This window comes from Microbacterium pollutisoli, assembly GCF_053586795.1.
On the sequence record NZ_JBNYWT010000002.1, the window covers coordinates 278,099 to 300,644 of the forward strand.

23 protein-coding genes are annotated in these 22,546 nt (G+C 71.4%); 7 read left to right on the top strand and 16 right to left on the bottom strand.

Translation table 11 applies throughout. The annotated features are described in order from the left end of the window. Positions 1-92: 92 nt before the first annotated feature. Both ACQ143_RS06140 and ACQ143_RS06145 read right to left on the bottom strand, forming a co-directional pair. Entirely contained in the window at positions 93-1,223 is a 1,131-nt protein-coding gene (locus ACQ143_RS06140) for a ScyD/ScyE family protein (protein ID WP_449569825.1), read from the bottom strand. Between the two features lie 227 nt (positions 1,224-1,450). After that, positions 1,451-2,167, bottom strand: coding sequence for a GNAT family N-acetyltransferase (locus ACQ143_RS06145; RefSeq protein ID WP_449569826.1), 717 nt, complete (start codon positions 2,165-2,167; stop codon positions 1,451-1,453). Between the two features lie 79 nt (positions 2,168-2,246). Between ACQ143_RS06145 and ACQ143_RS06150 the strand changes: the two genes are divergently transcribed. Then, positions 2,247-3,653 carry an MFS transporter gene (locus tag ACQ143_RS06150; RefSeq protein ID WP_449570139.1) on the top strand — a complete coding sequence of 469 codons (1,407 nt, stop codon included), beginning with the start codon at positions 2,247-2,249 and terminating at the stop codon, positions 3,651-3,653. Positions 3,654-3,683: 30 nt separating this feature from the next. On the opposite strand, the gene ACQ143_RS06155 is transcribed toward ACQ143_RS06150, so the two are convergent. Beyond that, a complete protein-coding gene (locus ACQ143_RS06155; protein ID WP_449569827.1) occupies positions 3,684-4,499 on the bottom strand; it encodes a serine hydrolase domain-containing protein in 816 nt (271 codons plus the stop codon). 29 nt (positions 4,500-4,528) lie between these two features. After that, the gene (locus ACQ143_RS06160; RefSeq protein ID WP_449569828.1) at positions 4,529-4,957 is read right to left on the bottom strand and encodes a DUF6630 family protein; all 429 of its coding nucleotides are present in this window, start codon (positions 4,955-4,957) and stop codon (positions 4,529-4,531) included. A 64-nt stretch (positions 4,958-5,021) separates the two neighbouring features. On the opposite strand from ACQ143_RS06160, the gene purU reads away from it, so the two are divergent. Then, positions 5,022-5,900, top strand: coding sequence for a formyltetrahydrofolate deformylase (gene purU / locus ACQ143_RS06165; protein WP_449569829.1), 879 nt, complete (start codon positions 5,022-5,024; stop codon positions 5,898-5,900). A 36-nt stretch (positions 5,901-5,936) separates the two neighbouring features. Here the strand turns inward: purU and ACQ143_RS06170 are convergent, their stop codons facing one another. From ACQ143_RS06170 to ACQ143_RS06190, 5 genes are all read right to left on the bottom strand, one after another. Then, positions 5,937-6,746 (bottom strand): IclR family transcriptional regulator domain-containing protein, encoded by an 810-nt coding sequence (locus ACQ143_RS06170; protein WP_449569830.1) that lies wholly within the window; start codon positions 6,744-6,746, stop codon positions 5,937-5,939. A gap of 32 nt (positions 6,747-6,778) precedes the next feature. After that, a complete protein-coding gene (locus ACQ143_RS06175; protein WP_449569831.1) occupies positions 6,779-7,954 on the bottom strand; it encodes a thiolase family protein in 1,176 nt (391 codons plus the stop codon). A gap of 1 nt (position 7,955) precedes the next feature. Next, on the bottom strand, positions 7,956-8,621 hold the full coding sequence (locus tag ACQ143_RS06180) for a 3-oxoacid CoA-transferase subunit B (RefSeq protein ID WP_449569832.1): 666 nt from the start codon (positions 8,619-8,621) through the stop codon (positions 7,956-7,958). Next, on the bottom strand, positions 8,618-9,376 hold the full coding sequence (locus tag ACQ143_RS06185; RefSeq protein ID WP_449569833.1) for a 3-oxoacid CoA-transferase subunit A: 759 nt from the start codon (positions 9,374-9,376) through the stop codon (positions 8,618-8,620). The genes ACQ143_RS06180 and ACQ143_RS06185 overlap by 4 nt, the downstream gene beginning before the upstream one ends. A gap of 91 nt (positions 9,377-9,467) precedes the next feature. Continuing rightward, entirely contained in the window at positions 9,468-10,214 is a 747-nt protein-coding gene (locus ACQ143_RS06190; RefSeq protein ID WP_449569834.1) for an IclR family transcriptional regulator, read from the bottom strand. Between the two features lie 151 nt (positions 10,215-10,365). Between ACQ143_RS06190 and ACQ143_RS06195 the strand changes: the two genes are divergently transcribed. Continuing rightward, positions 10,366-12,258: an FAD-binding monooxygenase gene (locus ACQ143_RS06195; RefSeq protein WP_449569835.1), complete on the top strand. Its 1,893-nt coding sequence runs from the start codon at positions 10,366-10,368 to the stop codon at positions 12,256-12,258. Between the two features lie 13 nt (positions 12,259-12,271). Here ACQ143_RS06195 and pcaC read toward each other — a convergent pair whose 3' ends face one another. The 6 genes from pcaC to ACQ143_RS06225 all read right to left on the bottom strand — a co-directional run bounded on the left by pcaC (position 12,272) and on the right by ACQ143_RS06225 (position 17,215). Then, positions 12,272-12,673, bottom strand: a complete 402-nt coding sequence (gene pcaC / locus ACQ143_RS06200; RefSeq protein ID WP_449569836.1) for a 4-carboxymuconolactone decarboxylase — start codon at positions 12,671-12,673, stop codon at positions 12,272-12,274. Beyond that, positions 12,670-13,446, bottom strand: a complete 777-nt coding sequence (locus ACQ143_RS06205) for an alpha/beta fold hydrolase (RefSeq protein WP_449569837.1) — start codon at positions 13,444-13,446, stop codon at positions 12,670-12,672. The genes pcaC and ACQ143_RS06205 overlap by 4 nt, the downstream gene beginning before the upstream one ends. Next, positions 13,443-14,912, bottom strand: coding sequence for a lyase family protein (locus ACQ143_RS06210; RefSeq protein WP_449569838.1), 1,470 nt, complete (start codon positions 14,910-14,912; stop codon positions 13,443-13,445). Before ACQ143_RS06210 ends, ACQ143_RS06205 begins: the two co-directional genes overlap by 4 nt. Beyond that, positions 14,902-15,480: a protocatechuate 3,4-dioxygenase subunit alpha gene (gene pcaG, locus ACQ143_RS06215; RefSeq protein WP_449569839.1), complete on the bottom strand. Its 579-nt coding sequence runs from the start codon at positions 15,478-15,480 to the stop codon at positions 14,902-14,904. Before pcaG ends, ACQ143_RS06210 begins: the two co-directional genes overlap by 11 nt. After that, entirely contained in the window at positions 15,480-16,343 is an 864-nt protein-coding gene (pcaH, locus tag ACQ143_RS06220) for a protocatechuate 3,4-dioxygenase subunit beta (RefSeq protein ID WP_447946144.1), read from the bottom strand. The genes pcaG and pcaH overlap by 1 nt, the downstream gene beginning before the upstream one ends. A gap of 113 nt (positions 16,344-16,456) precedes the next feature. Beyond that, positions 16,457-17,215, bottom strand: a complete 759-nt coding sequence (locus tag ACQ143_RS06225; protein WP_449569840.1) for an IclR family transcriptional regulator — start codon at positions 17,213-17,215, stop codon at positions 16,457-16,459. A gap of 52 nt (positions 17,216-17,267) precedes the next feature. On the opposite strand from ACQ143_RS06225, the gene ACQ143_RS06230 reads away from it, so the two are divergent. From ACQ143_RS06230 to ACQ143_RS06240, 3 genes are all read left to right on the top strand, one after another. Then, entirely contained in the window at positions 17,268-18,020 is a 753-nt protein-coding gene (locus tag ACQ143_RS06230) for an IclR family transcriptional regulator (protein WP_449569841.1), read from the top strand. A gap of 122 nt (positions 18,021-18,142) precedes the next feature. Then, positions 18,143-19,327 (top strand): 4-hydroxybenzoate 3-monooxygenase, encoded by a 1,185-nt coding sequence (locus ACQ143_RS06235; protein WP_449569842.1) that lies wholly within the window; start codon positions 18,143-18,145, stop codon positions 19,325-19,327. 278 nt (positions 19,328-19,605) lie between these two features. Next, on the top strand, positions 19,606-20,850 hold the full coding sequence (locus ACQ143_RS06240; RefSeq protein WP_449569843.1) for an MFS transporter: 1,245 nt from the start codon (positions 19,606-19,608) through the stop codon (positions 20,848-20,850). Between the two features lie 174 nt (positions 20,851-21,024). Here the strand turns inward: ACQ143_RS06240 and ACQ143_RS06245 are convergent, their stop codons facing one another. Next, positions 21,025-21,516, bottom strand: coding sequence for a MarR family winged helix-turn-helix transcriptional regulator (locus ACQ143_RS06245; RefSeq protein WP_449569844.1), 492 nt, complete (start codon positions 21,514-21,516; stop codon positions 21,025-21,027). 96 nt (positions 21,517-21,612) lie between these two features. On the opposite strand from ACQ143_RS06245, the gene ACQ143_RS06250 reads away from it, so the two are divergent. Continuing rightward, positions 21,613-22,530, top strand: a complete 918-nt coding sequence (locus ACQ143_RS06250; protein WP_449569845.1) for an SDR family oxidoreductase — start codon at positions 21,613-21,615, stop codon at positions 22,528-22,530. Positions 22,531-22,546: the final 16 nt, after the last annotated feature.

Below are 22,546 nucleotides of genomic sequence, written 5' to 3' on the forward strand. Positions count from 1 at the left end.
ACCGGGGCGCGCGGCTCGCGGGACGCACGCGAGGCAGGAGGGCCGGTGCGCGGCATCCGACCCTCCTGCACGCGCCTCCGTGCGCGTCGCGTTCAGTGCCGGAACGACCACTTGTGCTGCCACGTGCCGTTCACGATCTCCACGATGGTCCCCGGCACCTGCGGGGCACTGGGGTCCAGCGAGATCGTCGTGCCGGCCCACAGCGAGCCCCTGCCGTCCGACTCGATGGCGACGACGTTCATCAGGTCGAGATAGTGCGACTTCTTCCCGTTCGTGACGTCCGAGACCGTTCCGGCGAAGTACTCGGTGACGTAGATCTCGCCGCGCAGGCCGACCGCGAGGTTCGTCGCCCCGAGGAAGCCGCCCGCGATCCGCTTGGCCTTGCCCGTCCAGGGGCTGACCTTCCACAACGCACCGCGCGCACCCGCCGCCGGCGTCTCCGGCCCGCCCGGCAGAGTCGTCACGTACAACCAGCCGTCCCGGCCGACCTCCACGTCGGTGGGCACCGCTTCGAACCGGTACGTCGTACCGACGACGCAATCGTCCAGGCCGAGGGCCGCCGCCATCTCCGCCGTGATCGTCGCCGGCTGCGCCGGAAACACCGTGAGGGTTCGGATCTTGCCGCGGCGGTCGACGACGAACAGCGCGTTGGCCCCCGCGTCGGCGACCACCCACTTGCTGCCGAACTCGGCGACCGAGTACGCATGCGAGTCGAGGATGCCGGTGTAGCTGACCGGAAGGCCGGCCGCCGTCAGCGTGTCGGTGACGCATTGGCTCGGGTTCTCGACGCCGTAGGCGACGTGCCCGTCCGGATTGTGCGCGTGCTCGTAGGCGAACGTGTCGGCGTAGACCTTCGCGCCGCGCGGGCCCCACAGGTTCAGCCCGCTCGCCGTGATCCCCCCGGGGCCGGCGCCCTCGGTCGTAGTGAACGCGGTCGTGCGGCCGTTGCGCGACACCGCGATGCCGGCTGCGCCGGGAGCAGGGGTGATCTTCGGCGTGATCGAGCCGTCCGCGTCGAGCGTGCCCACCATGTTCGTGAACCCGTCGGCGACCAGGACCCCGGTGCGGGTCAGGTCGAGGTTGAAGGGGGCGACGACCTGGTCGGACTTCACGACCGGGTCCGGCGCGGGCACGGACAATGGCCCGGCTGACGCCATCGCCGGCGTGGCGAGAACGAGCCCCAGTGCGGTGAGACCGACCAGGAACGCGCGGGAATTCTTCATGACATCTCCGAATCCGGTTCGGCGACGCTGCCGTCGAACGCCTGAATCCGGGCGGAGCCGGTGATCCGCGCCACCGTCCGGTGATGAGCGACGCGCCGAGCGGCGGTCCGGCGCCCATCATCGTCCTGCCGCACCGCCGCCGTCAATGGGGGTTTTTCTGCTCCGAGTAGGGGTTTTCCCGGCGGTTCCCGCACCGACCGATTAGGTAGTGCGCCGCACCGCTGCGTTCACGGCCAGACGAACAGGTATCCCGCCTGGTCGCGGTAACCGCCGACGGTGAGGCCACGCCCGAACAGTTCGGTGAACTGGTCCCGCACCCGGTTGCGCCACCGATCGGCTTCGGCGGGGTCGTCGTACCGCAGCCGCTCGATGTCACGCGGGAGCGGGACGGATGCCACGACGTCGACGTCGGGCGGATTGCCGGTGCGCGGGGCGGCGAGCGCCCACGACACGAGCAGCCGGTCGCTGCGATCGCCGCGGTTGACGCCGTCGGTCATCGGCCCGTAGTGGTCGACGAGATAGTCGGTGACGCGGGCGCCGAGCACGAGCAGGTTGAAATGCGCATTGCGGGCCACGAGCGGGTCGAAGGTCCAGGTGATGTGGCCGACGTCGCGGGCGAAGGCCCACTCCCGCTGGTGCTGCTTGAGCAGGCGCCCGAGCCCGCGGGCCTGGTACTCGGGCAGGATGCCGGTGATGTGCGAGTGCATCGACCGCTCGGCGGGCGGGGCGAAGAACGCGGCCGACGCGCCGATCATGCGGTCGCCGTCGTAGAGGCCGACCACGTAGTTACCCGAACAGGCCAGCGCCCGCAGCAGGTTCGGTGGCATGCCCGAATCGTCGCCGCCCCACACCTCGGCGAGCACCCGGCTGCCCTCGAAGATCTCCTCGACCGTGTTCAGAGGACGGATCTCGATGCCGTCCGGCGTCACCAGTGCATCGGTCATGGATCTCACGGTACTCCGGCGCCGATAGCCTGGGGCGATGGGTCGAGGAACGGATGATGCGCGCCGCTCCCTGACCCGCATGCCGAACCAGGGCGCCATCGTGGCCGTCCTGGCCCTGGCCGGCCTCTGCTCGTCGTTCATGTTCACCCTGGTCGTGCCGATCCAGGCGACCCTGCCCGAGCTGCTGGATGCCAGTCGTGAGGACACGGCGTGGGTGGTCACGGCGACGCTGCTGGCGGCCGCCGTGATGACGCCGATCGCCGGCCGGCTGGGCGACATGTACGGCAAGCGTCGCATCGTGCTGGTGCTGCTGGCGGCGCTCGTGGTCGGATCGCTGATCGCCGCGCTGTCCCCGGGCATCGTCGGCGTCGTGCTCGGCCGGACACTGCAGGGGGCGGTGACCGGGGTGGTCCCGCTGGGCATCTCGATCCTGCGTGACGTGCTGCACCAGGACCGCGTCGGCTCGGCCATCGCGCTGATCAGCGCGACGATGGGCGTCGGCGGCGCGCTCGGCATGCCGCTGGCGGCGCTGATCACCGAGCACAGCGACTGGCACGCGCTGTTCTGGGTGTCGGCGGGCCTGGGCACGCTCGTGTTCGGGCTGGTGCTGTGGATCGTGCCGGTCAGTGTGCTGCGCACCGCCGGCCGCTTCGACTACCTGGGGGCCGCGGGACTCGCGGTGGGGTTGACCGGCATCCTGCTCGCCGTGTCACGCGGGAACGAGTGGGGGTGGACGTCGCCGGCGGTGCTGGGGTGCGGCCTGGGCGGCCTGGCCGTGCTGCTGTGGTGGGGCTGGTTCGAGCTGCGCAGCGCGGAGCCGCTGCTCGACCTGCGGGTCGCGGCGCGGCGCCCGGTGCTGTTGACCAACCTCGCGTCGGTGGCCATGGGCTTCGCCCTGTTCACCTCGAATGTGGCGTACCCGCAGATCCTCGAGCTGCCGCCGCCGACGGGCTTCGGCCTGTCCCTGCTGGCTGCGAGCCTGATCATCGCGCCGTCGGGGCTGGTCATGATGCTGCTGTCGCCGGTGTCGGGGCGCCTGTCCCGCACCATCGGGCCGAAGGCGCTGTTCCTGCTGGGCGCGTCGGCGCTGATCGTCGCCTACGGGTTCACGCTCGTGTTCTCGAGCGAGGTGTGGCACCTGCTGATCGCGAACCTGCTGATCGGCGTGGGCATCGGATTCGGGTTCGCGTCGATGCCGATGCTCATCATGCGCTCGGTGCCGCAGAGCGAGACCGGGGCGTCGAACGGGCTCAACGCACTGTTCCGGTCACTCGGCACGAGCACGGCCGCCGCCGTCGTCGGAGCCGTGCTGGCGACGATGTCGGTGCCGCAGGGCGAGCTGCAGGTGCCGACGGCGGAGGCGTTCCAGTGGGCGTACGTGCTCGGCGGCGGCGGCGCGGTCGCCGCATTCCTGATCGCCCTGTTCATCCCGCGCCACCGCGCCCCCGAAGAGCGGCATCCGTCGCTGCCCGAGCCGCCGAGCTGACCTCCCGACCCGCGGAAACCTCGCGGGGGGTCAGGCCGCGTAGCGGGCGACGATCTCGTCGGTCAGCGCCGGCCAGATCCGCTTGTGGTCCGGACCGAACGTCTCACCGGAGAGGAAGGCCGCGGCCAGGTCGCGCGACCGGTCGATGAACAGGAAGCTGCCCATCGCACCGAAGTGACCGGCGGTCTCGGGCGGCAGCGCCTCCCCCATCCAGTGCGGACTCTTGTGGTCGTGCAGTTCGAAACCCAGCCCCCACTGGTTGTCGGGGAACGAGCCGTACCCCGGGACGATGCCGGCCAAGCCCGGGCTCGAGACGGTGAGGGCCAGATCGCGCAGTTCGGGGGAGATCAGCGTCGGCCGCAGCACTTCACGGCCGAACACGAGCAGGTCGTCGATGGATGCCAGCGCACCCGCCGACGGGCGCCCGCTGACATCGGTGAACGCCATGCCCAGGGGCCGCACCACCTCCCACTCGAGCCAGTGCGCGAAGTCCTGCCCGACAGCCTCGGCGACGTGTGCGGCCAGCAGGTCGAAGCCCGCGTTGGAGTAGATGCGCCGCTGCCCGGGCTGCCGCTGCGGCTCGGCGCCTTCGAACGGCAGGCCGCTGGTGTGGTCGAGCAGATGCCGCACTGTGGATCCGGCGGGGCCGGCCGGATCGTCCAGGCCCATCTCACCCCGTTCGATCGCGACGAGGACGCCCCATGCGGTGAGGGGTTTGGTCACGGATGCCAGCGGCAGCACCTGCTGCGGATCGCCCTGCACCGCGAGGGTCTGCCCGGAGTCGGTCACCCCGACGCAGGCGGTGAAGGGGAAGTCGGCGGTCGCGGCGAAGGTCGTGGTCTCCACGTCCTCATCGTCCCATGTCGTGGTGCCGGTCAGCCGAAGAGGCGGGCTTGGCGACCCAGGTCGGCCGCCCGCGCGACGATCTCCTCCGCGTGCGCGGCGGGCACGACCACGAGCGGGTAGGCGTCGGGCTCTTCGGCGAGGTACACGATGCGCAGCCCGTGCGGTGCCAGCAGACGGTCGGCCTCCACGATCGCCGCGTCGAGGTCGTCGATGTCGGCCACGCCGGCGAGGTCGGCGCCGCAACGGAAGACCCGCGGCACTCCGGCCAGGCCATCGGCCAGTTCACCGCCGAAGTCGTCGCGCTCGAGGTAGGCGAGCGCCCCGCCGTCGTCGAGGGTGTCGATCAGCACCGTCCACGGATCACCGGCATCCGGGTCCACAGCCGCACGCCCGACGGCGGCGACGAGTTCGGGGTCGTCGTCGAGCAGGGTGCAGAGCCGGATCCAGTCGTCGGTCACAGGAACACGGTACCCACGGCGGCACCGGCACGCGGCATCGGCTCGGACACGGCAGAATCGAGGGATGACCACTGCCAGCCCGCACCTCATTCCCGACCACGCCTGTCTCATCGTGCACGGCAGCGACCGGCCGGGAATCGTCGCGGCGGTGTCGGCGATGATCACGCGCATCGGCGGCAACATCGTCGCGTTCGACCAGTACACCGACGACCCCGTCGGCGGCGCGTACTTCCAGCGTGTGGTGTTCCACCGCCCGCAGTTCGCCGCCGACCGGCCGAGCATCGAGGCGGAGATCGCCCAGACGCTCGCGCCGTTCGAACTGGACTGGTCGCTCACCGACCATTCCCTGCCCAAGCGCATGGCGATCCTCGCCTCGCAGCAGGACCACTGCCTGCTCGACCTGCTGTGGCGGCACCGCCGGGGCGAGCTGCCGGTGACGATCCCGATGGTCATCTCCAACCACACGACCTCCGCCGAGGACGTCCGCTCGTTCGGCGTCCCGTTCTTCCACGTGCCCTCGGTCGTGGGCCCCGACAAGTCGGCTTCGGAGGAGAAGATCCTCGAACTGCTGGCCGGCAACGTCGACTTCGTCGTGCTCGCGCGCTACATGCAGATCCTCTCCAGCGACTTCCTCGACCGGCTCGGGGTGCCGGTGATCAACATCCACCACTCCTTCCTTCCCGCGTTCATCGGCGCTGAGCCGTACAAGAAGGCCAAGGAGCGCGGGGTCAAGCTCATCGGCGCGACCTCGCACTACGTGACGACCGACCTGGACGAGGGCCCGATCATCGAGCAGGACACCGTCCGCGTCACGCACGCCGACACGGCCGCCGAGCTCGCGCGTCGCGGCGCCGACGTGGAGCGTCAGGTCCTCTCGCGCGCCGTGCAGTGGCACGCGCAGGACCGCGTGATCCGCCACGGCAACCACACGATCGTGTTCTGAGGCGCGCGGCGCGGTACGCGGACCGCGTTCGTCCGGCTAGACCAGCCGCAGCTCCGCGTCGATGGCGGCGGTGGTCTCGCGCAGCCGGGGCAGGTACCGATCGACCAGGTGATCGACGCTGTCGCGGGTGGCCGAGCTCGACACATTCACCGCGGCGACGACGCGGCCGTGCCGGTCGTGCACCGGCGCGGCCACCGACCGCAGCCCGGGCTCGAGTTCGCCGTCCACAAGCGCCCACCCCTGTGCCCGCACGGTGGCGATCTCGTCGCGCAGCGCGGCACGGTCGGTCACCGTGCGCGGCGTGAGCGCCGGGTGCGCGGAGTCGGAGAGGGCGGCGTCGAGTGCGTCGTCGGCGAAGCCGGCCAGCAGCACACGGCCCATCGACGTCGCGAACGCCGGGAAGCGGGTGCCGATCGTGATGCGCACGCTCATGATCCGGCGGGTCGGCACGCGGGCGATGTAGACGATGTCGTCGCCGTCGAGCACGGCCGCCGACACGCTCTCCCCCACTTCGTGCGACAGTCGCTCGAGGTGCGGCTGCACGATCTCGGGGATCGACAGCGCCGACAGGTAGCTGAAACCGAGCTCGAGCACGCGGGGGGTCAACGCGAACCTGCTGTCGTCCCGGCGCACGTACCCGAGGTGCTCGAGGGTGCGCAGGAATCGCCCGGCCGCCGCCCGGGGGATGCCGGCGCGACGGGCGACGTCGCTGAGCGTCAGTTCGGCATGCTCGGCGTCGAAGGCTCGGATCACCGCGAGGCCCCGCACGAGCGACTGGACGATGTCGCCGGTCGCCGCGGCGACGCCTTCGCCGGTGGCCGTGCCCGCGGCATCAACCTCACTCATCGCGTGCCCCCCGGCGCAGACCGCCTCATGGGTCAGCGTTCCAGGACGACGGCCATGCCCTGGCCGACGCCGATGCAGATCGCGGCGACGGCGACGCCACGGCCGCGGCGTGCCAGCTCGTGCGCCGCGTGCCCGATGATGCGACCGCCCGACGCACCCAGCGGGTGCCCGATCGCCAGAGCGCCGCCGTGGATGTTGACCTTCTCGGGGTCCAGGCCCTCCCAGCCGGCGATGTCGGCGAGCGCCTGGGACGCGAAGGCCTCGTTGAGTTCGACGAAGTCCACGTCGTCCCAGGTCTTGCCCGCACGGGCCAGGGCCTTGTTCGCCGCCTCGATGGGCGCCAGCGGGAACACGTCGGGGTCGACGCCGTGCACGGCGCGGGTGACGATGCGCGCGAGCGGTTCGGTGTCGAGGACGCCCTCCCCGCCCAGCAGCACCGCGGAGGCGCCGTCGTTGATGGAGGACGAGTTGCCGGCGGTGACACTGCCGTTGCCGTCCGGGGCGAAGAGCGCCTTGAGGCCGGCGAGCTTCTCCATCGACGTGTCGTCGCGGATGCCCTCGTCGCGCGCCAGCTCGGCGCCGGGAACCTGCACGATCTCGCCGTCGTAGACCCCGTCGGCCCACGCCTGCGCGGCGAGCCGGTGCGACCGCACCGCGAAGGCGTCCTGCGCCTCGCGGCTGATGCCCCACTCGCGCGCGACCTTCTCGGCGGACTCGCCGTTGCTGATGGTCCAGTGCGCAGGCAGCGCCTTGTTGACCATGCGCCAGCCGATCGCCGTGTTCCACAGCGTCTGGTTGCCGGTCGCCGGCCACGGGCGCGCCGACTTCTCGACGACGAACGGCGCCCGGCTCATCGACTCGACACCACCGGCGAGGATGATGTCGGCGTCGCCGGCCTCGATCGCGCGCGACCCCTGCACGACCGCCTCGACGCTGGACGCGCACAGCCTGTTGACGGTGACGCCGGTCACGCTCGTGGGGAATCCGGCCAGCAGCGCGCCGAACCGTGCCACGTTGCGGTTGTCCTCCCCCGCCTGATTCGCGTCGCCGAAGACGACGTCGTCGATGCGCGCCGGATCCAGACCGGTGCGCTCGATCGTGGCCTTCATGACGACGGCGGCGAGGTCGTCGGGGCGAACGCCCGACAGTGCGCCGCCGGCCCGGCCGAAGGGGGTGCGGACGGCGTCGTAGACGAATGATGCGGACATGTCAGTCCTCCGATCCGGATGCCGGGACACCGGCATCCACCAATGTCAGGCCGGTGAGCTCGCTCAGCGACGCGACCGTGTTGTCGCCGAACGCCTCGCGCACGGCGAAGCCGTCGGGCGTGACGTCGAACACGGCGTGGTCGGTGTAGACGCGGGTGACGCAGCCGACGCCGGTGAGCGGGTAGGTGCAGGATGCCACGAGCTTCGACTCGCCGGTCTTGGTGAGCAGGTCGGTCATGACGTAGACGTTCTTGGCGCCGATGGCGAGGTCCATCGCCCCGCCGACGGCCGGGATGGCCCCGGGCGCACCGGTCGACCAGTTGGCGAGGTCGCCGTTCTGGGCGACCTGGAAGGCCCCCAGCACGCAGACGTCGAGATGACCGCCGCGCATCATGGCGAACGAGTCGGCGTGGTGGAAGTAGGCGGCGCCCGGCAGCGCGGTGACCGGCTGCTTGCCCGCGTTGATGAGGTCGGGGTCGATGCGGCCGGGCTCAGGGGCGGCGCCCATGCCCAGCAGGCCGTTCTCGGTGTGGAGGATGATCTCCTGATCGGCCGGCAGGTAGTTGGCGACCTTGGTGGGCGCCCCGATGCCGAGGTTCACGAAAGATCCTTCGGGGATGTCGGCGGCGATGCGCTGGGCGAGCTCGTCACGGCTGATGCGGGTCACTGGTCGACCTCCGTCGCGGTGGGGGATGCCGGTGCCGGACGTCCTTCGACGTCGACGCCGCCGATGAATTCGCCGTCGCGCAGCCAGGGCCGCTCGCCGACGGCGACGACGCGGTCGACGAAGATGCCGGGCGTGACGACGGACTCCGGGTCGAGGGTGCCCAGCGGCACGATCTCGTCGACCTGGACGATCGTCGTCGTCGCGGCGGTGGCCATGATCGGGCCGAAGTTGCGGGCGGTCTCCCGGAAGACGAGGTTGCCCCAGCGGTCGCCGCGGTAGGCGGAGATGAGGGCGACGTCGGCTTTGATCGGGTATTCGAGCGCGTAGGTGCGGCCGTCGATCTCGCGGGTCTCCTTGCCCTCGGCCAGCTGCGTGCCGACGCCGGTGGGGCTGAAGAACGCGCCGATGCCGGCGCCGGCGGCTCGGATGCGCTCGGCGAGGTTGCCCTGCGGCACGAGCTCGAGTTCGATCTCTCCGGCGCGGTACAGCCCGTCGAACACCCAGGAGTCGTGCTGGCGCGGGAACGAGCAGATGATCTTGCGCACGCGCTTGGTCGCCAGCAGCGCCGCCAGGCCGACATCACCGTTGCCGGCGTTGTTGTTCACGATGGTGAGGTCGCTCGCGCCCTGCGCGATCAGCGCGTCGACGAGCTCGACCGGCTGTCCGGCCCGGCCGAAGCCGCCGATCATCACGGTCGAGCCGTCGGCGATGCCCGCCACCGCCTCCTCGACACCGGCCACGGTCTTGTCGATCACGCCGACCTCCTGTGTTCGCTGTGCGAACGCATGTGCGTTCTGCGGATAGTCTACCGCGAGGCGATGGAGTTGGTGAGGGGCCGAAACCCGCTCAGCCGCCGAGGGCGTCGCGGATCACTGCCGCGGAGCGCACCAGGCGCTCGGCGATCGCCGCGGGCTCGTGCGACGGGTCGACGTACACGACCGCGAGCGCAGCCGGCCGGCGCCCCCGCAGCGCGAGGGGCACCGCCACCGCCTTCACGGTCGGGATGACCTCGTCGTGGCTCGTCGCGTACCCGCGCACCGCGACCTCGGCGACCTCGGCGCGCAGCCGGTCGGACACCCCGGCCGGCCACTCGGCCTCGGGAAGCAGCGACAGGATCGCCTTGCCCGGCGCCCCGACGGTCACCGGATGCTGGTCCCCGGGGCGCTGGGCGACCGAGGCGACGGCGTGGCGCGGCTCGACGCTGGCCAGGGTGATGCACTGATCGCGCTCGAGCACGCCGAGGAAGCACGTGGCCGCCAGTTCGTTGGCGATCGCGGTCAGCTCCGGCAGTGCTTCGGCCTGGAGGTCGGGCGCGACGCCCGCGGCGAGCGCGGCCATGCGCCCGCCGAGCGTCGCCTTGCCTGCCGAGTCCCGTTCGACGAGCCCGTGGTGCTCCAGCGTGCGCAGCAGGCGATAGGCGATCGACCGGTGCACACCCAACCGAGCGGACAGCTCGTCGATGGACAGCGGCGCACCCGCGTCGGCCAGTGCCTCGAGGATCTGGATGCCACGGCTCAGCGTCTGGGAGGCCGGCGCCGTCCCGCCCGAGACCTGGGCGTCGCCCCCGCGCGTCTGTGCACCCGTCGCGACCATGCCCCACCTCCGCGACCGGGCATGCTTGCGCGATCGACATCACTTCGTATACGATCTGTCCAATAGTAGAACAGCTCGTTCGAATATAGAACGCGTTCTGCTCTTCCGTCAAGAACCCGACGAAGCCGTCCGGGGAGAGGAATCGAAGACGATGCAGTTCCACCACCACGGTTACGTGTCCGGCGACCCGCGCGTGCAGCCGGCGTCGGGCACCGGCATCCACCGCCCTGACGAGCTTCCCGACGAGATGGACGTCCTCATCGTCGGCTCCGGACCGGCGGGCATGCTGCTCGCGGCCCAGCTCGCGCAGTTCCCGACGATCACGACGCGCCTGGTCGAGCGCCGGGGCGGACGACTCGAGATCGGTCAGGCCGACGGCATCCAGGCGCGCAGCGTCGAGACCTTCCAGGCGTTCGGGTTCGCCGAGCGCATCGTCTCGGAGGCCTACTGGCTCACCTCGATGAACTTCTGGTCACCCGACCCCGCCGACCCTTCCCGCATCATCCGCACCGCCCGCGAGAAGGACGACCCGACCGGGGTGAGCGAGTTCCCCCACCTGATCGTCAACCAGGCGCGCGTGCTCGACTACTTCGCCGAGGCGGCCGCGAACGCGCCCGCGCGCGTCAAGCCCGACTACGGCTGGGAATTCGTGACGCTGACCGTGGACACCGAGGGCGACCACCCGGTGAAGGTCACTCTGCGGCGCAGCGCCGGCGACGACGAAGGGACTGAGCGCATCGTCCGTGCGAAGTACGTCGTCGGGTGTGACGGAGCCCGCAGTCGCGTGCGGGAGGCGATCGGCCGCAAGCACGTGGGCGCGGTGTCGTACCACGCGTGGGGGGTCATGGACATCCTGGCCGACACCGACTTCCCCGACATCCGCACCAAGTGCGCGATCCAGTCGCACGACGAGGGCAGCATCCTGCTGATCCCGCGTGAGGGCGGCTACCTGTTCCGCATGTACGTGGACCTCGGCGAAGTGCCCGAAGACGACAACGGCAAGGTGCGCACCACGCCGTTCGACGAGATCGTCGCCAAGGCGAATCGCATCATCTCGCCGTACACGCTCGACGTGCGCAACGTCGCCTGGCACAGCGTGTACGAGGTGGGCCACCGCGTCACCGACAAATTCGACGACGTGTCGGTGGAGGACACCGGCCGCCGCGATCCGCGCGTGTTCATCGCCGGCGACGCCTGCCACACACACAGCGCCAAGGCCGGTCAGGGCATGAACGTGTCGATGCAGGACGGGTTCAACCTCGGCTGGAAGCTCGGCCAGGTGCTCGAGGGCCGCAGCCCCGCGTCGCTGCTGACGACGTACTCCGGCGAGCGCCAGGTCATCGCGCAGAACCTCATCGACTTCGACCGCGAATGGTCCACGATGATGGCGCGCAAGCCCGAGGACTTCGCGAGCCCGACCGAACTGGCCGAGTTCTACACCTCGACGGCGGAGTTCCCCGCCGGATTCATGACCGAGTACCAGCCCTCCCCCATCACCGGGGAGAAGACCCACCAGAACCTCGCGACCGGTTTCCCGATCGGCAAGCGCTTCAAGTCGGCGCAGGCCACGCGCGTCGGCGACAGCAACCCCGTGCACCTCGGGCACCACCACCGCGCCGACGGACGCTGGCGCATCTACGCGTTCGCCGACGCCGCCGCGCCCACCGAGGCCTCGGCGCTGCGCGACTGGGCGGAGTGGGCGGCGACGTCCCCGGACTCGCCGATCATCCGGTTCACGCCGGCCGACACCGATGTCGACAGCGTCTTCGACGTGAAGGTGATCTATCAGCAGCCGCTGGATCAGGTGCAGATCACCGACGCACCGGAGCTGTTCTTCCCGCGCGTGGGTCCGTTCCAGGTGCGCGACTACGAGAAGGTGTACGCGACGCTGCCCGAGGACGACATCTTCGAGGCCCGCGGCATCGACCGCGGCGGCGCCCTGGTCGTGGTGCGGCCCGACCAGTACGTCGCGCACATCCTGCCGTTGACGGCCCGCACCGAGCTGACCGACTTCTTCGCGCAGAGCATGCTGCCCCAGCGCTGACCCGCGCCGCGGGCTACTGGTCGGCGGCGAAGACCTCGGCGGCGATGCGGAAGGCTGTGTTGGCGGCGGGCACACCCGCGTAGATCGCGGACTGCAGGATGACTTCCTTGATCTCGTCGAGCGTCAGGCCGTTGCGGCGGGCGGCGCGCAGGTGCATCGCCAGCTCCTCATGGTGGCCGAGCGCGATCAGCGACGACAGCACCGCGACCGACCGCGACCGGCGGTCGAGCCCCGGCCGTGACCACACGTCGCCCCACGCCACCCGGGTGATGAAGTCCTGGAAGTCGGCGGTCAGCTCGGTCGTGTTCGCGATCGACCGGTCGACGTGCGCGTCGGACAGCACCTCACGACGCACCGTCATCCCCTGGTCGTAGCGCTCCTGATCGCTCACGCCCTCGCCCGCCGGACGGGTCACGCGGCACCTCCCACGACCGGGTCGAAGAAGTCGCGCAGGGCGGCGGCGGTCGCGACCGGGTCATCGGCCGGCGCCAGATGCGACGCGTTAGGGATGCCGACGGCGCGGCCGTGCTGGACGCCTTCGGCGATCTCGACCGCCGACGTCTCCGGGGTCACGCCGTCGTGGGCACCCCACACCGCCAGCACCGGCACGGCGATCTCACCGAGCCGGTCGCGCACGTCGAACGTCGCGAGCGCCTCGCAGCACAGGGCGTACGACTCGTCGTCGGTGTCCTGCAGCACGTGCAGGAGGCGTCCGGTGATGTCCGGGTTCTTCTCGATCGAGCCCGGAGCGAACCACCGCTGCGCCGAGCCGGCGATGAGTGTCGACGTGCTCTGCGCGCGCACCTGTGCCGCGCGCTCGTGCCAGGCCTCGGGTTCGCCGATCGCAGCGCCTGAGCACACGATCGCGGCGGCGCGCACCCGGTCCGGGTGGCGCACCAGCAGCTCGAGTCCGACGCTGCCGCCGAGCGAGACGCCGGCGTAAAGGAACGGCGCGTCGACGGCGGATGCCACGGCGTCGGCGAGCTCCCCCACGGTGAAGCCCGCGGTCGCGGCGGGCGCGGCACCATGGCCGGGCAGATCCCACGCGATGACGCGGTACCGCTCGGCGAGGGCCGGGATGGTCGTCGACCACAGCAGCGTGGACGTGCCCAGCGACGGGCCGAGGACCAGCAGCGGGGCGCCGTCGGGGCCGACGGGCTCGGCGAGCGAGATGGCGGGGATGGTCACGCGGTCTCCTTCGGGTCGGGGTCCGGGGGTGAAGCGTCTGCGGGCGAGGAGCCCGCCGCGCGGACGAGGTCGGCGAGGTCGGATCCGCCCGCGCCGTCACCGGTCGCCCCGGAGCCGACGGCGTCGTCGACGAGCCGGCCGGCCAGGCCGGTGTAGCGGGCGGGGTCGAGCAGGTCGGTGACGAACGCCGCGGGGTCGAGGTCGCGCCCGCGCGCGAAGGCGGCGACGTCGGGGTCACTGGTCAGCGCGGCGGCGAGATCGCCGCCGGCGGCGGCCTCGGCCACCAGGGCCGACACACGGTCGGAGCCGAGCACGGGGCCGAGCACGATCGAGAGCCGTTCGGCGACAAGGAGCCCCCCGGTGACGGCGAGGGTGCGGGCGACGGCGCCGCTGTCGACCCGGAGCCCGGCCACCAGCGTGGCCGCGTGCGCGGAGGCGCCGAGAGCGAGGCGTAGCAGCTCGCGCAGCGCGGGCCATTCGGCATGCCAGGCGCCGTCGGGCCGTTCGTCGACGGCGAGGGCGGAGGCCGAGTGCAGTGTCGCCCCCAGGTGCGGTGCCCGCAGCGCGGCCGAGCGGATCAGCACGGATGCCGCCGGGTTCTGCTTCTGCGGCATCGCCGACGAGCCGCCGCCGGTGCCTTCGGCGAGTTCGCCGATCTCGGTGCGACTGCCGGTCGCGACATCGGCGGCGATGACACCGAGGGCGTCGACGGCCTGCACGAGCGCATCGCCCAGCTCGGTGACCGGCCACCGGGTGGTGTGCCACGGCGACTCCGGCGCCGCCAGGCCCAGCTCCTCGGCGAAGGCCGCCGGCAGTGCGGCCGCGGCCTCGACCCCGCCCAGCTCGGTGAACGAGGCGAGGGTACCGGCGGCTCCGCCCAGCTGTGCGGGCAGCTGGTCGCGCGCGTCGGCGAGGCGGTCGGCCGCCCGGCGCACCCCGCGCAGCCAGGTCGCGGCGCGCAGGCCGGTCGTGGTGGGCACAGCGTGCTGGGTCAGGGTGCGCGCAGCGGCCACCTCGTCCCGGTGCGCGGCCGCGAAGGCCGTCAGGGTGACGTCGACGGCCGCGAGCGAAGCCAGCACCTCGACGGCGGCGCGGCGCGCGACGAGCATGAGCGCGGTGTCGAGGATGTCCTGACTCGTCGCGCCCCGGTGCACCCACGCACGGGCCGGGTCAGGCACCTGCGCCTTCAGCAGCTTCACCAGCGGGATCACCGGGTTGCCGCCGGCGACCGCGGCGGCCGCGAGCGCGTCGAGGTCGATCGCGGCAGGGTCGGCGACGGCCGCGATGGCCTCGGCCGCGGCATCCGGCACCATCCCCACCCGTGCACCCGCGCGGGCCAGCGCCACCTCGGCGGCCACGAGGGCGTCGCGCACGGCGGCATCCGACACGACCGCGTCGCGCCCGACGGTCACGGGTGAGAGCAGCCCGACATCGATCGAGCTGCCACCACGTGCCTCAGAATGCAAGGAAGACGGTCTCCTTCTCGCCCTGCAGGTGGAAGTCGTGCTGCAGGTACCCCTCGGGGGTGCGCGTCGCGATGAGCGTAGCGCGCTCGTCCGCATCGAGCGAGGAAAGCAGCGGGTCGGCCGCCAGGAGCTCCTCGTTCTCGGGCAGGTAGATGCGCGTGTGCAGCTTGTTCGGCAGGCCCCGGGCATACACGATCGCGGCGAAGAACGGCGCCTTGCCGGGCTCGGCACCGGGGTTGCGGGTCCAGAACTCGTAGTGACCCTCGTCGGTCGTGAAAGTGCGGCCGAACCCGGTGAAGGTGTGGCCGTCGCGCTTGAGCGAGCCCCGCGCACGGGAGATCGTGCCGTCGGTGTCGGCGCCCCAGATCTCGATGATCGAGTCGGGGATCGGGTTGCCGGCCCCGTCGTACACGGTGCCGCCGACGACGATGGCGCCGGGGCTGTGCGGGAAGGCGATCTCGTTCATGCGGTCGAACTCGGTGCCGAACGCGAAAAACGGGCCGACGGTCTGACCGGCGGTCGGGGCGTGGGTCTTGGGACCCCATGCGGCGGGGGGCTGGGCAGCCATCAGTGCTCTCCCTCGGGCTCGAACCAGGTGGCATCGGGGCCGTCGACGACGATGTCCCAGCGGTAGCCCATCGAGAACTCGGGCACCGTCAGGTCGTGGTCGTAGGTCGCGATCAGGGCGTCCCGGTCGCGCTGGCGCCGGATGGTGTTGTAGATGGGGTCGAGGGCGAACAGGGGGTCGCCCGGGAAGTACATCTGGGTGACGATGCGCTGGGTGAACCCGGTGCCGAACAGCGAGAAGTGGATGTGCGCGGGCCGCCACGCGTTGATGTGGTTCTTCCACGGGTAGGGGCCGGGCTTGATGGTCGTGAACTTGTACTCGCCGTTGTCGTTGGTGACGATGCGGCCGGCGCCGGTGAAGTTCGGGTCCAGCGGCGCGGGGTGCTGGTCGCGCTGGTGGATGTACCGGCCGGCGGCGTTGGCCTGCCAGATCTCCACGAGCTGGTTGCGCAGCGGGCGGCCCCATGAGTCGAGCAGCCGGCCCTCGACGGTGATGCGTTCGCCCTGCGGCTCGCCGCTGTGCTGCAAGGTGAGGTCTGCCTCGATCGCGGCCACATCGCGCTGGCCGTATGCCGGCGACCACAGCTCGATCGACTCGGGGTCGACCAGGCGCGGGTTCTTCGTCGGGTGGCGCAGGATGCTGGAGCGATACGGCGGGAAGTCGTACAGCGTCGAGGGCACCGACTCCCCCGCCTCTTCACGGGCGTTGGCCTCGGCGTGCAGATCGATGATCTCCTGCGTGATCTGCGACTGCGGCGGCATGTCGGCCGACGCGAGGAGGGTCTCGGGTGCGGCCACGGTCTGTGTCTGGTCGATGATCACCGACGACGAGAACGCTTCCGAACCTTGTTCAGGCTGGGTCATGAGGTCTCCTTCGACACCCGGACAGACGGGTCGCGTCCAGGTTCGCACCCGGCGCGGCGACCCGCATGTCTGATTCTCATTCAGTGAGAATGGATGCCGGTGGGCGCGGCCGCTCAGGTGCTTCGCAGCTCGTGGTGCAGTTCCTTGGCGGCCTGCACGACCAACGGGGCCAGGCGCCGCTCGTCGGCGCGTTCGAGGTGGACGACCAGGCCGATGGCCGCCGGCGGCAGCCCGTCGACGCGGCCCACCGCCGCGGCCACGGACACGTTACCCAGGGTCATCTCCTCGCGCGTGGTCGCGTAGCCGAGTGTGCGGGCGCGGACCAGTTCGGCGCGCAGGCGGGTCTCGGAGGTGATCGAATGCACGGTCTCGCGCTCGAGCGGCGCGCGGAAGTACCGGGAGAGCCAGTCCTCGTCGCGCTCGGCCAGCAGCGCCTTGCCGACGCCCGTGACATGCAGGGGGTTGCGCCCGCCCACGCGGCTGAGGGTCGGAATGGACTGCCGACCGGTGAGGCGCCCCACGAACAGGGCGCTGGAGGTCTCGGGGGTGGGACCGTCGAGCACGGCGAGGTGGACGTTCTCGCCGGTGGCTTCGTACAGGCGCACCATGTGCGGCAGTGCGGTCTCGCGCAGTCGCAGCGACAGGGGGGACAGCTCCCCGAGCTCCCACAGCCGCGAGCCGACCGCATAGGTGTGTCCGGGGCCGCGCGTGAGCAGTCCTTCGGCGACGAGGGTCGCCAGCAGCCGGTGCAGCGTCGACGAGGCCAGGCCCGTGCGGTGGGCGAGAGCGGCGGCGGTGACCGCCGGTTCGTCTTCGGAGAAACAGCCCAGCACGCGCAGCACGCGTTCGAGCACACCCTCACCGTCGGCCATCATCCCTCCTGCCTGTGAGGTTACCGGCCGCGGCCCATGAGACAGTGGGCGCATGGCCAACTCGCCCTCCGGCGACTCGATGACCGACCGCATCGTGCGGGTGCTCGAGACGTTCACCGCCGACCGGACGATGCAGACCGCTTCCGAGATCGGACGGCACGCCGGACTGCCGTCGTCGACGGCGCACCGCATCGTCGACGAATTGGTCGCCGCCGGGCTGCTCGAACGCGACGAGGACCGTCGGGTGCATCTGGGGATGCGTCTGTGGGAGCTGGCCCTGCGCGGCTCGACGGCGCTGCGGCTGCGGCAGGCTGCCCTGCCGTTCATGGAGCAGGTGCAGGCCGCCGTGCGCGAGCACACCCAGCTCGCGGTGCTCGAGCAGGATGAGGCTCTGTTCCTCGAGCGGCTGTCGCACCCTGAGGCGGGCGCCAACATCACCCGCATCGCCGGACGGCTGCCCCTGCACGCGTCGTCTTCGGGGCTTGTGCTGCTCGCCTTCGCCTCGGCAGCGCTCCGCGAGCGGATCCTGACCGGGCCGCTGCGTGCGGTCTCCCCCGAGACGGTGACGGATGCCGGCCGGCTCCGTCGCGTGCTCACCGACATCCGGCGCAGCGGCATCGCCGTCGCCCCGGGGTCGATCGAGACCGTGTCGACGGGCGTGGCCGTGCCGGTGCGCGACGCCGGTGAGGTGGTGGCGGCGCTGTCGGTCGTGCTGCCGCGGGACGCGGATCCGACCGCGGCGATCGCGGCGCTGCGGGAGGCCGTGGTCGGCGTCGAGGCCGCGCTGCGCACCGCGCGCCGCTGACGCTCGGGACACTGTCGGGGCCTCCGGTATCCGGTTCGTTCCCATTGAACAGGAATCGGCGCCTCGGTCGTCGATCGCGCGGGACACTGGGGCGCACGAGACTTCCCGTCGAAGGAGACGTCATGACCACCACCCGCACCCGTGTCGCGATCGTCGGCGCCGGCCCGGCCGGCCTGCTGCTGGCGCATCTGCTGGGCATCGCCGGCATCGACTCGGTCATCATCGACCGGCGCACCCGCGAACAGATCGAGACGACGATCCGCGCCGGCATCCTCGAGCAGGGCACCGTCGAGATCCTCGACCAGTCCGGGGCGTCCTCGCGTGTGCGCACGGTCGGCCAGCGCCATGACGGCATCGAGTTGCGGTTCGCCGGCGCGGGCCGTCGCATCGACTTCGCCGACCTCGTCGGCCGCGGCGTCTGGCTCTACCCGCAGCACGAGGTGCTGAAGGACCTCATCGCCGTGCGGCTCGACAAGGGCCAGGACCTGCGATTCGGCGTCACGGCCGTGCGGGTCGAGGATCCGGCATCCGATCTCCCCCGTGTCGTCGCGACCGGACCCGACGGCGAGCAGATCGTGATCGAGGCGGAGTTCGTCGTCGGCGCCGACGGGTCGCGCAGCGTCGTGCGCGAGGCGGTGACCGGGTCGCAGACCGGCGGCTACTTCCGCGAATACCCGTTCGCCTGGTTCGGGATCCTCACCGAGGCGCCGCCGAGTGCCGACGAACTGATCTACAGCAACTCGCCGAACGGCTTCGCGCTCATCAGCCAGCGCAGCCAGACCGTGCAGCGGATGTACTTCCAGTGCGACCCGGATGCCGATCCGAACGCGCTCAGCGAAGAACAGCTCTGGCAGGAGCTGCAGTCACGGGTACCGGGGACGACGCTCAAGGAGGGCCCGATCTTCCAGCGCGACGTGCTGCGCTTCCGGAGCTTCGTGGCGCACGAGCTGCTGCACGGCCGAACCGCGCTCATCGGCGACGCCGCCCACACGGTGCCGCCGACCGGCGCGAAGGGCATGAACCTGGCGGTCGCCGACGTCGTCGTGCTGGAACGGGCGCTGCGGGCGCTGCTGCTCGACGGCGACGCGCGGCTGATCGAGGCATTCCCCGAGACGGCGTCGCACCGCATCTGGAAGGCGCAGCACTTCTCGTGGTGGATGACGAACATGCTGCACGTCGCGCCCGACGCGTCGGACTTCGACCGGCTGCGCCAGCTCGGCGAGCTGCGCTCGGTCGTGGAGTCGGAGGCCGGCCGCCGCTACCTCGCGGAGGCGTACACCGGGTGGCCGCTGGAGGGCCTCGCCTGACGGCGCTGATCCGCGGCGGGCCGGCATCCCGTCGCAGGCTGTGTGAGTTCCGGGTCACACGCCCGGGGGGAGTGGACGCTCAGCATCGCCGCGGGGCCGGCATCCCCCTCGCAGTCCATGTGAGTTCCGAGGCACACACCCGGAGGGTTGGACGCTCAGCATCGCCGCGGGCCCCCGGCATCCCTCTCGCAGACCATGTGAGTTCCGAGGCACACATCCGGTGAGCGGCCCCGCGGCGATGCGGGGCTTTGTGCGCGGCTGGGATATCGTCCGTACTCATGGCCTCACCGTCGCGGACGACGCCCCCGCCGCCGGCGCGCGGCGCCGCGGTTGCGATGCTGGTGGTCGCGGTGTGCCTGGTCGCGGCGAACATGCGGCCGGCCATCACCGGGCTCGGGCCGCTGCTGGACCAGATCGGCGCGGACACAGGGATGTCGATCGACGCGCTGGGCGTGCTCGCGGCCGTGCCGCTGGTGGCGTGGGCGCTGTTCTCACCCCTCGCGCACACGCTGAGCCGGCGGTTCGGGCAACCGCGCGTGCTGCTGGGCTCGCTCCTCGTCCTGCTCGCGGGCACAGTCGTCCGGTCGCTGCCCGGCGTGGGCGACGGCCTCGGCCAGGTGGTCTGGCTGTGGCTCGGGACAGCCGTCATCGGCCTCGGGATCGCGGTCATCAACGTGCTCATGCCCGCCGTGGTCAAGCGCGAGTTCCCCGGCCGGGTGGCACTGGTCACCGCGATGTACACGGCCCTGCTCGGCGGCTTCGGCGCGATCTCGTCGGGCGTCGTCGTGCCGATCTCGCACCTCGACGTGGGCGGCGACCCGGCCGGCTGGCGGGTGGCGCTGCTGGCCACCGGCGCCGCCCTGCTGCCTCTCGCGATCCTGGCGTGGTGGCTGACCCACCGCGGCCCACGCCATGTGCACGTCCGTTCGTCGACGCACCGCGGTCGCACCGGCATCTGGACAGACCCGGTGGCGTGGCTGGTCGCGGCCTACATGGGCTTCCAGTCGGCGATGTTCTACATGCTCGTGACGTGGCTCGCGGCGATCTCGATGTCGACCGGACGCTCCGAGGTCGTCGCCGGGATCGACGTCATGGTCTACCAGCTCATGTCGCTGGCGGGGGCCACGACGCTGCCGTTCCTGCTGCGCGGCCGCGTCGAGCGCTATATCCCCGCGCTCATCCCGGCCCTGGCGATCGCCGGGACGATCGGGCTCATGGTCGCTCCTGCGCCGATCACGCTCTGGACCGTGCTGCTCGGCCTGTCGTCGGGGTCCACCCTCGGCATGTCACTGACCCTGATGGCGCAGCGCGCCCGCGACCACGACGCGTCCAGCGCCCTGTCGGGCATGTCGCAGTCGGTGGGCTATCTGATCGCCGCGCTCGGACCCATCGCCTTCGGTTCCCTGCACTCGCTCACCGGTGGCTGGACCGCGTCGCTGTCGCTGCTGCTGGTCGTACTGGTGCTGCTCACCGTCACCGGCTTCTTCGCCGGACGCCCGCGCTTCGTGCTCGAGCGCCGCTGACCCCCGCGCGCGCTGCGCTTCCGCGCCGCGGCGCCCCCGTTTCCCGAGCCGCGTACCCGCGTGCGAGCCGCCCATGTGTGTACCGTCCACAGGTAGGCGGTTCGCACAGAAGTGGGCGTCTCGCGGAAGGGCTCGCACAGAAGTGGGCGGCTCGCCGAAGGTGGATGCCGCGGGTCAGTCGACGGCGGGGGCCCAGGCGAGTTTGCGCAGGGCAGGGGCCAGGGCCGCGACCTCGGTGGCGTCGAGCCGGGCGAGGAACTCCGCGTCGGCCTGATCGGCCGCCGCCCGCGCGCGGCGGAACAGCGCCTTGCCGGCCTCGGTGGCCACCACGACCTTGGCCCGGCGATCGGTGGGGTCGGGCTCGCGGCGCACGAGGTCGCGCGATTCGAGGTGGTCGACGACGGCGACGATCTGACTGGGGTCCAGCCGCAGGAAGTCCGACAGCTCGCGCTGCGACGGGCGCAGGCCCCCGGCCGCGATCGCCAGCACGGAGTACTGCCGCACCCGCAGCCCATGCTCGGCCAGGGCCGCATGCACGCCGGCCAGCGACAGCGCGTTGGCCCGCGCGAGCACGAAGCTCAGGCCCCCGCCGACGGAGGACTGCCAGAGGCGGTCGTCCGCCGACGCCGGAAGCACCGGCGCACGCCTTCGCGTCGTCTTCGACATGGCACTCATCCTAGAGCAGTTCATTGAACTCAGAAACCATTGACAATTTCAACTATGTCCACTTCAATGAGGGCATCACGTGTGAAGGAGCACCCCATGAGCCTTGACGGCAAAGTCGCCATCGTCACCGGATCGGGCCGCGGACTCGGTCTCGCCTACGCCCAGGAGCTCGCCCGCCAGGGCGCGGCGGTCGTGGTCAACGACGTCGACGAGGCCACTGCGGCCGCCGCCGTGGCATCCATCACCGACGCCGGCGGGCGCGCGGTCGCCGTCGTGGCCCCGGTCGGCCCGACCGAGACCGCCGACACGCTCGTCCAGACCGCCGTCGACACGTTCGGTCGGCTCGACATCCTCGTCACCAATGCCGGCGTGCTGCGCGACACGGTGCTGTGGAAGATGAGCGACGACGACTTCGACACCGTGATCGGCGTGCACCTGCGCGGCACGTTCACCACCGTCCGCGCGGCCGCCACCTACATGCGCGAGAACCAGATCGCCGGCCGCATCATCACGATCGGCTCGCCGACCGGCCAGCGCGGCAACTTCGGCCAGACCAACTACGCCGCCGCCAAGGCCGGCATCGTCGGCATGGTCCGCACGTGGGCGCTCGAGCTGAAGAAGGCCGGTATCACCGCCAACGCCGTCATCCCCGTGGCCGCCACCGCGATGACGGCGACCGTGCCCTTCTTCGCCGCCGCCGTCGAGGCCGACGCGAAGGGCGAGGCCATGCCCGCGTTCTTCCGCCACGACCTGGGCTTCGGCACCGCGGCCGATGTCGCCGGACTCATCGCCTACCTCGCGTCCGACGAGGCGGCCGGCATCACCGGTCAGGCCATCGGCATCGGCGGCGACCGCCTGCAGGTGTGGTCGCACCCGGAGGCCGCCACGACCGAGTACCGCGAGGGCGGCTGGACCTACGACGCGCTGATCGAGCGCGGCGCCGACGTCATCGGCGGCCACCTCCAGTCGGTCGGCGAGTCGTTCCCGCCGCTGCCCGAAGACCTCCAGCGCTGACCACCGCCCACCCCGA

Bases quoted from the DNA above. Each gene is read 5' to 3' on its own strand.
- ACQ143_RS06140 (WP_449569825.1), bottom strand. From the start codon at position 1,223: ATGAAGAATTCCCGCGCGTTCCTGGTCGGTCTCACCGCACTGGGGCTC.
- ACQ143_RS06145 (WP_449569826.1), bottom strand. From the start codon at position 2,167: ATGACCGATGCACTGGTGACGCCGGACGGCATCGAGATCCGTCCTCTG.
- ACQ143_RS06150 (WP_449570139.1), top strand. From the start codon at position 2,247: ATGCCGAACCAGGGCGCCATCGTGGCCGTCCTGGCCCTGGCCGGCCTC.
- purU (WP_449569829.1), top strand. From the start codon at position 5,022: ATGACCACTGCCAGCCCGCACCTCATTCCCGACCACGCCTGTCTCATC.
- ACQ143_RS06170 (WP_449569830.1), bottom strand. From the start codon at position 6,746: ATGAGTGAGGTTGATGCCGCGGGCACGGCCACCGGCGAAGGCGTCGCC.
- ACQ143_RS06175 (WP_449569831.1), bottom strand. From the start codon at position 7,954: ATGTCCGCATCATTCGTCTACGACGCCGTCCGCACCCCCTTCGGCCGG.
- ACQ143_RS06190 (WP_449569834.1), bottom strand. From the start codon at position 10,214: ATGGTCGCGACGGGTGCACAGACGCGCGGGGGCGACGCCCAGGTCTCG.
- ACQ143_RS06195 (WP_449569835.1), top strand. From the start codon at position 10,366: ATGCAGTTCCACCACCACGGTTACGTGTCCGGCGACCCGCGCGTGCAG.
- pcaG (WP_449569839.1), bottom strand. From the start codon at position 15,480: ATGGCTGCCCAGCCCCCCGCCGCATGGGGTCCCAAGACCCACGCCCCG.
- pcaH (WP_447946144.1), bottom strand. From the start codon at position 16,343: ATGACCCAGCCTGAACAAGGTTCGGAAGCGTTCTCGTCGTCGGTGATC.
- ACQ143_RS06225 (WP_449569840.1), bottom strand. From the start codon at position 17,215: ATGGCCGACGGTGAGGGTGTGCTCGAACGCGTGCTGCGCGTGCTGGGC.
- ACQ143_RS06230 (WP_449569841.1), top strand. From the start codon at position 17,268: ATGGCCAACTCGCCCTCCGGCGACTCGATGACCGACCGCATCGTGCGG.
- ACQ143_RS06235 (WP_449569842.1), top strand. From the start codon at position 18,143: ATGACCACCACCCGCACCCGTGTCGCGATCGTCGGCGCCGGCCCGGCC.
- ACQ143_RS06240 (WP_449569843.1), top strand. From the start codon at position 19,606: ATGGCCTCACCGTCGCGGACGACGCCCCCGCCGCCGGCGCGCGGCGCC.
- ACQ143_RS06245 (WP_449569844.1), bottom strand. From the start codon at position 21,516: ATGTCGAAGACGACGCGAAGGCGTGCGCCGGTGCTTCCGGCGTCGGCG.
- ACQ143_RS06250 (WP_449569845.1), top strand. From the start codon at position 21,613: ATGAGCCTTGACGGCAAAGTCGCCATCGTCACCGGATCGGGCCGCGGA.